At 58.9% G+C, this 4,688-nt stretch carries 5 protein-coding genes; 1 reads left to right on the top strand and 4 read right to left on the bottom strand.

Annotated features, from left to right (window positions below; all coding sequences use genetic code 11):
* Window positions 1-633 (top strand): tyrosine-type recombinase/integrase (locus AC1DVH_RS26260; protein WP_477756250.1); only part of this gene is annotated, 633 nt, incomplete at its 5' end.
* A gap of 161 nt (window positions 634-794) precedes the next feature.
* Here AC1DVH_RS26260 and AC1DVH_RS26255 read toward each other — a convergent pair.
* From AC1DVH_RS26255 to AC1DVH_RS26240, 4 genes are read right to left on the bottom strand one after another with little or no spacing between them, the layout of a single operon-like run.
* The gene (locus AC1DVH_RS26255) at window positions 795-1,064 is read right to left on the bottom strand and encodes a hypothetical protein (RefSeq protein WP_184336834.1); all 270 of its coding nucleotides are present in this window, start codon (window positions 1,062-1,064) and stop codon (window positions 795-797) included.
* Window positions 1,061-2,041 carry an integrase domain-containing protein gene (locus tag AC1DVH_RS26250; RefSeq protein WP_184336833.1) on the bottom strand — a complete coding sequence of 327 codons (981 nt, stop codon included), beginning with the start codon at window positions 2,039-2,041 and terminating at the stop codon, window positions 1,061-1,063. The genes AC1DVH_RS26255 and AC1DVH_RS26250 overlap by 4 nt, the downstream gene beginning before the upstream one ends.
* Complete coding sequence (locus tag AC1DVH_RS26245; RefSeq protein WP_184336832.1) at window positions 2,025-2,378, bottom strand: hypothetical protein; 354 nt, start codon at window positions 2,376-2,378, stop codon at window positions 2,025-2,027. The genes AC1DVH_RS26250 and AC1DVH_RS26245 overlap by 17 nt, the downstream gene beginning before the upstream one ends.
* The gene (locus AC1DVH_RS26240; protein ID WP_477756249.1) at window positions 2,365-3,771 is read right to left on the bottom strand and encodes a YfjI family protein; all 1,407 of its coding nucleotides are present in this window, start codon (window positions 3,769-3,771) and stop codon (window positions 2,365-2,367) included. The genes AC1DVH_RS26245 and AC1DVH_RS26240 overlap by 14 nt, the downstream gene beginning before the upstream one ends.
* Window positions 3,772-4,688: the final 917 nt, after the last annotated feature.

Genomic DNA, 4,688 nt, shown 5'->3' with positions numbered 1-4,688 from the left:
GAGAACATGGCTGCGCTACCACCTGAGGAGCTTCCCGAGCTCATGATGGAAATCGCGAACGCCAGCATCAAGCGCACGACCCGCTGCCTGATCGAATGGCAGTTGCACACGATGACCCGCCCTGCCGAAGCAGCCACCACACGATGGGCAGATATCGACTTCGACAAGTGCATTTGGACCATTCCGCCAGAGCGCATGAAAAAGCGTCGGCCGCACACAATCCCTCTTACCGATCAGGCACTTTCGTTACTGGAGACACTCAAGCAACTCAGCGGTAACAGAGAGTACGTGTTCCCCTCAGATAGAAACCCCCGCACCCATGCCAATAGCCAGACCGCCAACATGGCGTTGAAGCGCATGGGCTTTCAGGACCGTCTAGTCAGCCACGGCTTGCGCTCGATGGCGAGCACCATCCTGAATGAGCATGGCTGGGATCCGGAGCTGATCGAGGTCGCGCTGGCGCATGTCGACAAGGACGAAGTTCGTAGCGCCTACAACCGGACGGATTACATCGAACGCCGGCGTCCGATGATGGCCTGGTGGAGTGAACATATCCAGAAGGCGGCCACCGGCAGCCTGTCGGCATCTGCCATAAATCAAACCAGGGACCGTAACGTGGTGCCGATACGCTAAGCATCACCGGCGACAATCCATGCCATCCGTGTCGTGGAGCACGCCGACAGAAATGACGACTATCGCTAAATCTCTCGCATGCCTGCGCTTCTTCGGCCAAGCCCCTGAGTATGGGAAGGCTCCGCATTCCCATACTGAGGGGCTCACGCTTAAGAGATCTATCAGACAACCACAAGTTGCGCCTTTCTGCGGCGGATCAATCCTGCTGTTAATTCATAGTAATAGACGGTCGCTGGTGCAGAGCAACGCAGATAGTGCTCTAAAAACCATCGGGCGTGCTTTTCCTTCCAGGACCAGGGGGTCTCACAACTCCAGCGTTCACGAATCGCCTCGTGCATCCTTTCTGCTTGCCTGATGTGCCGCTGGCGCGTTGCGTACGCACCTTTGAGCACCGGACTCAGAAACAACGCCATGTCGAACTCGGGCTTCATCGCCGACCTCCGATGTAGGCACTCACCACATCCATGCGGTTATGTCCCAACTCATGGCTGATTTGCTCTCGCGCACGCTGATCGAGCTGGCGATCTTCTCGATGACCACGACCGCCATTGATGGGTGCAGGGAAGCCGGTCAGTTGTTCATAGCGCTCACAGGCGTAAGCTGCCCGCAGTTCATGGAAGCCTTTCAAACCTTGTTCATGCAGGAGGTCGCGTGCCGGCCGCACGACCTTTTGTATGAAGTCTTTGTAGCTTTCATCGGGCGCCAACAAATTCCTACTGCCACTGGGTGACGCCTCGCAGGCTATATCCAGGGCGCCGCGGACTTGATCCGTGACCGTAATCCAACGCGGTGCGGACGCGCCTGATCGACCGCCTTTGGTGCCATCCTGGATGTTGATCTTACCCAGTCGCTGGGCCTCTCGTTGCAGTCGGGGCAGGTCCGCCAAGATCGTTTCACGCAGGCGCATGCCGGTCTCCCGAGCGAGGAGCACAATGGCACTCACCCTCGCCTGCTGACGCTCTGACAGCGCCTGCGTAATTAGCCTGACCTGCACACGGTCTTGGCCTTGCGGCGCATCGCTACGCACGCTTGAGCGCTGCAAGCCCAGCGCCTTGCTCGGACTGGGAATTTTGACGTACTGATCACCGCGCAGCGCAGCCATCGTTCGGTTCACGCTGGACAGACGGTTCTGCGCGGTGGCGATGCCAACATTGCCCTGATCAACCTGCTCGCGCATATGGAAGGCGTACCGCATGAGGATCTCGCGGTCGATCTGTCGCGCGTCATTGAGCCTCGGCCCTTCCTCGGATCGACACCAATTCACGAATGCCTGCCAGCGATCGCTATGGGCTTTGACGGTAGCAAAATGGCCGTCGCCAAACAGATCTTTCAGTGCTTGTGGTCCGGCATAGCTGAGCTGGCGACCGAAGCCAAAATTACGCCCCGCTCGCTTACCGATCCGAGCCATTTTTCTGTTCCTGATCGACTGCCGCGAGATCATGCAAAAGRGCTCGCCAGTGGGCACTCACGATAGCGAACTGGGTCCAATCAGTCGGGCGAAAACACAGCGTGTTGTCGGTGACGTAAAGATGCGCGCCCTCCTCTTTCAACCATTGGATGATGACTGTCGTCGAGGTGCTAGCTTTACGGAGGGTGGCGACATCTGCGACAGCGGCGACAACCCTTGTCCTGCCTGGCTTTGAGCGTGGCGACAAAGTGGCGACACTCGCGGCGACAAACCGCGCTTTCGGCTCATTTTGGCGTTGAGCTAGGTGGTTGCGCAGTGCTTCATCAAGATTGAACATGGCGCACCTCAAAGGTGTGGCCGTCGGTGGTCAACCACTGATGATCAATCAACTCGACCAGCAGCTTGGCGGCATGGCGACTGCTCTTACGGGCAAAACGGGGACCGTTGCGATTCAGCTCTCGAATACTGAAGCGCTTCCAATGCTTGACCTGCAGCCAGCGCAGCAGCCGGTCCGCCTCCTCCTTTACCCGGCACACCGGTTCCTGTTCGGTCAGGCGCTGGATCTCGGTGAGGTAGTAGCCGACTAAAGCGGAGGCCCGTTGGATATGGTCGACCTCCACAACCCCGCTCTCCTCCACGACTGCCAGGATACCAGCGACGCGCAGCAGGTTATCGGCGGCCTTCGATCCGCTAGGCCGTACGCTGGCCAGCTCGCCAAACTCACCCAGTTGGGCTTCGATGGCATCATGCAGATCAATCCAGCGACGGCGGGCCAACGGACTGAGGGTCAGCGGTGACAGCTGCAGAGCACCGTCAGCGGAAAGTGACCAAGGCTGATGAAACAGGGCCGAAAGGCGGTGGTGATATCGCTTTAGGACGGCGTCTTTCGACAAGTCGACAGCCTGATAGCTACGTTGTCCAGCCAGGCTGGTGGGCCAGGTCATCAGGCAGCGACCTAGGATGCCTTGCCCCTGCAGCAACGGATCACTGAGTAACTGCATGGCCAAGTACGGCTGCAGCATCAGGTGCAGGCTCAAGCGCCGATCATAAGCCCGCAGGCTTTCACCAACCATGGAGCGCGCGCGATCTATCGGGCTGCCATCCCAGAGTGACGATAAGGTCGTGACCGCTTTCAAGCGGTTATCCCGACTCATGGTGCTGCTGCCGAGGAACTGTCCGCCTTCGTCACAGAACAGGCCCATACTGGGCAAGTCATGGCAGAGCCCTTTGATCAGGGCCTCGATGGTTGGGTCTGTGGTGATAAGTCGGGGGGCAGAGGGCTCCGCTTCAAGCGGTACGTTTATTGTGGGGTCGAGCTCGGCAGGGTTTATACGCTGCGCCTGTCGCTGTGCAACGCGGTACCGGGCGAGTTGTTCGCGGTAGCGCTGCCACTGCTCGCGCTCCCATTGCCGTGCTGGCAGCAATGCAAATCGATCTGCCGCCGTTTTGCGATCGCCGGACGCGGCCACGGTGATCAGGTACAGCGACAGTGGATAATTTCTTCCGTCGAGTTGTAACCCCGCATGGCCTTGGGTGGCCAGGGCCGAGGCAGCTAACACCGATTGCGCAGCAAGTGCTTGGGGCACGCCGATCACCTCGGCCATGCGCTCAACCGCAGGCCCAAGAATCCCACCCAGTGCCTGCACCGGATAAGGCTGGGCCACTAGATTCGACTCAATCAGCGGTCGAGGCGGTCGTGGTAGTACAAGCTTCGGATCTAACTGCTGCATGGGCCCTCTCCTCGTTCATTTCTGGTTGTCCTCACGTAGTCCCGCCACGGCTGTTGAGTGTTATCAGGGATCAAGGCCCCTGCGGCCTGTGAGGTGTTCACTGACGCGGAACGAACGGCTCCTTACGACCAAGAGCAAGGGCATGCCCCCATGAATCTGGCCTCCTTAAACGCATCCGAAAATGCGGGCGGGTGGAGACTGTGCCGACTGACGAGTTCGACACCTGGAGATCCTGAGTGGGAGAGGGCAACAACATCGACACCTGGGACATCCCTGACTGTCAGTCAGGTACAGCTTTTCCATAGGCTGCGGCACCGGTGCCTGTGTCGTTGCGGATGGAGACACATCGGAGTTGTCACGCCGATTGTCACGAGGAGAATTGCGGCAATGCCATGTAAGACGTGGCTTGCAGCAGTGATACGAGCGCCCGTCTCTTTCCGGGAGAAAGAGACGGGCGCGGATTAGCGCAGCGAAGTGTGCCGGAAGGTGAGGTTGCTGCAACGCAGCGAGGAAGGTCCATCGTCTGCCGCAGTGGACAGATAAGTCGAGTAGGCATCCATCACTCTCGGGGAGTGAACGTGCGAGCCGCCGGACGCTAATCGCACTTCGGAAGAACCACCACGCAAGTGACGTAGCCTTGAAGGTTCTGGCTACCTGGGCTGGTGCTGTCAACGACAGCGATCCGTGCGGTAATTGTTATACCGACTCAAAGAACGGGTCAAGTGGCCCAGGCAAACAGCCTCAAAAGTGGCGACTGTCGCCACTTTTGTCGCCACCCTCCCGGCCACGTGGGACTTGGCTTGTCGCCGGTGTCGCCGGTGTCGCCACCTTCCTAGCTATATATCTGTAAAAAGAAGACCGGACGCAGGCAGGTGTGGAGCCTGCCGTAATGCCGCACCGGCCCGAAAACGACGGAC

This window comes from Pseudomonas sp. P4_C3 (genome assembly GCF_056402075.1).
Note: the sequence above shows the minus strand (reverse complement) of the source record. Positions and strands in the feature narration are given on the sequence as shown.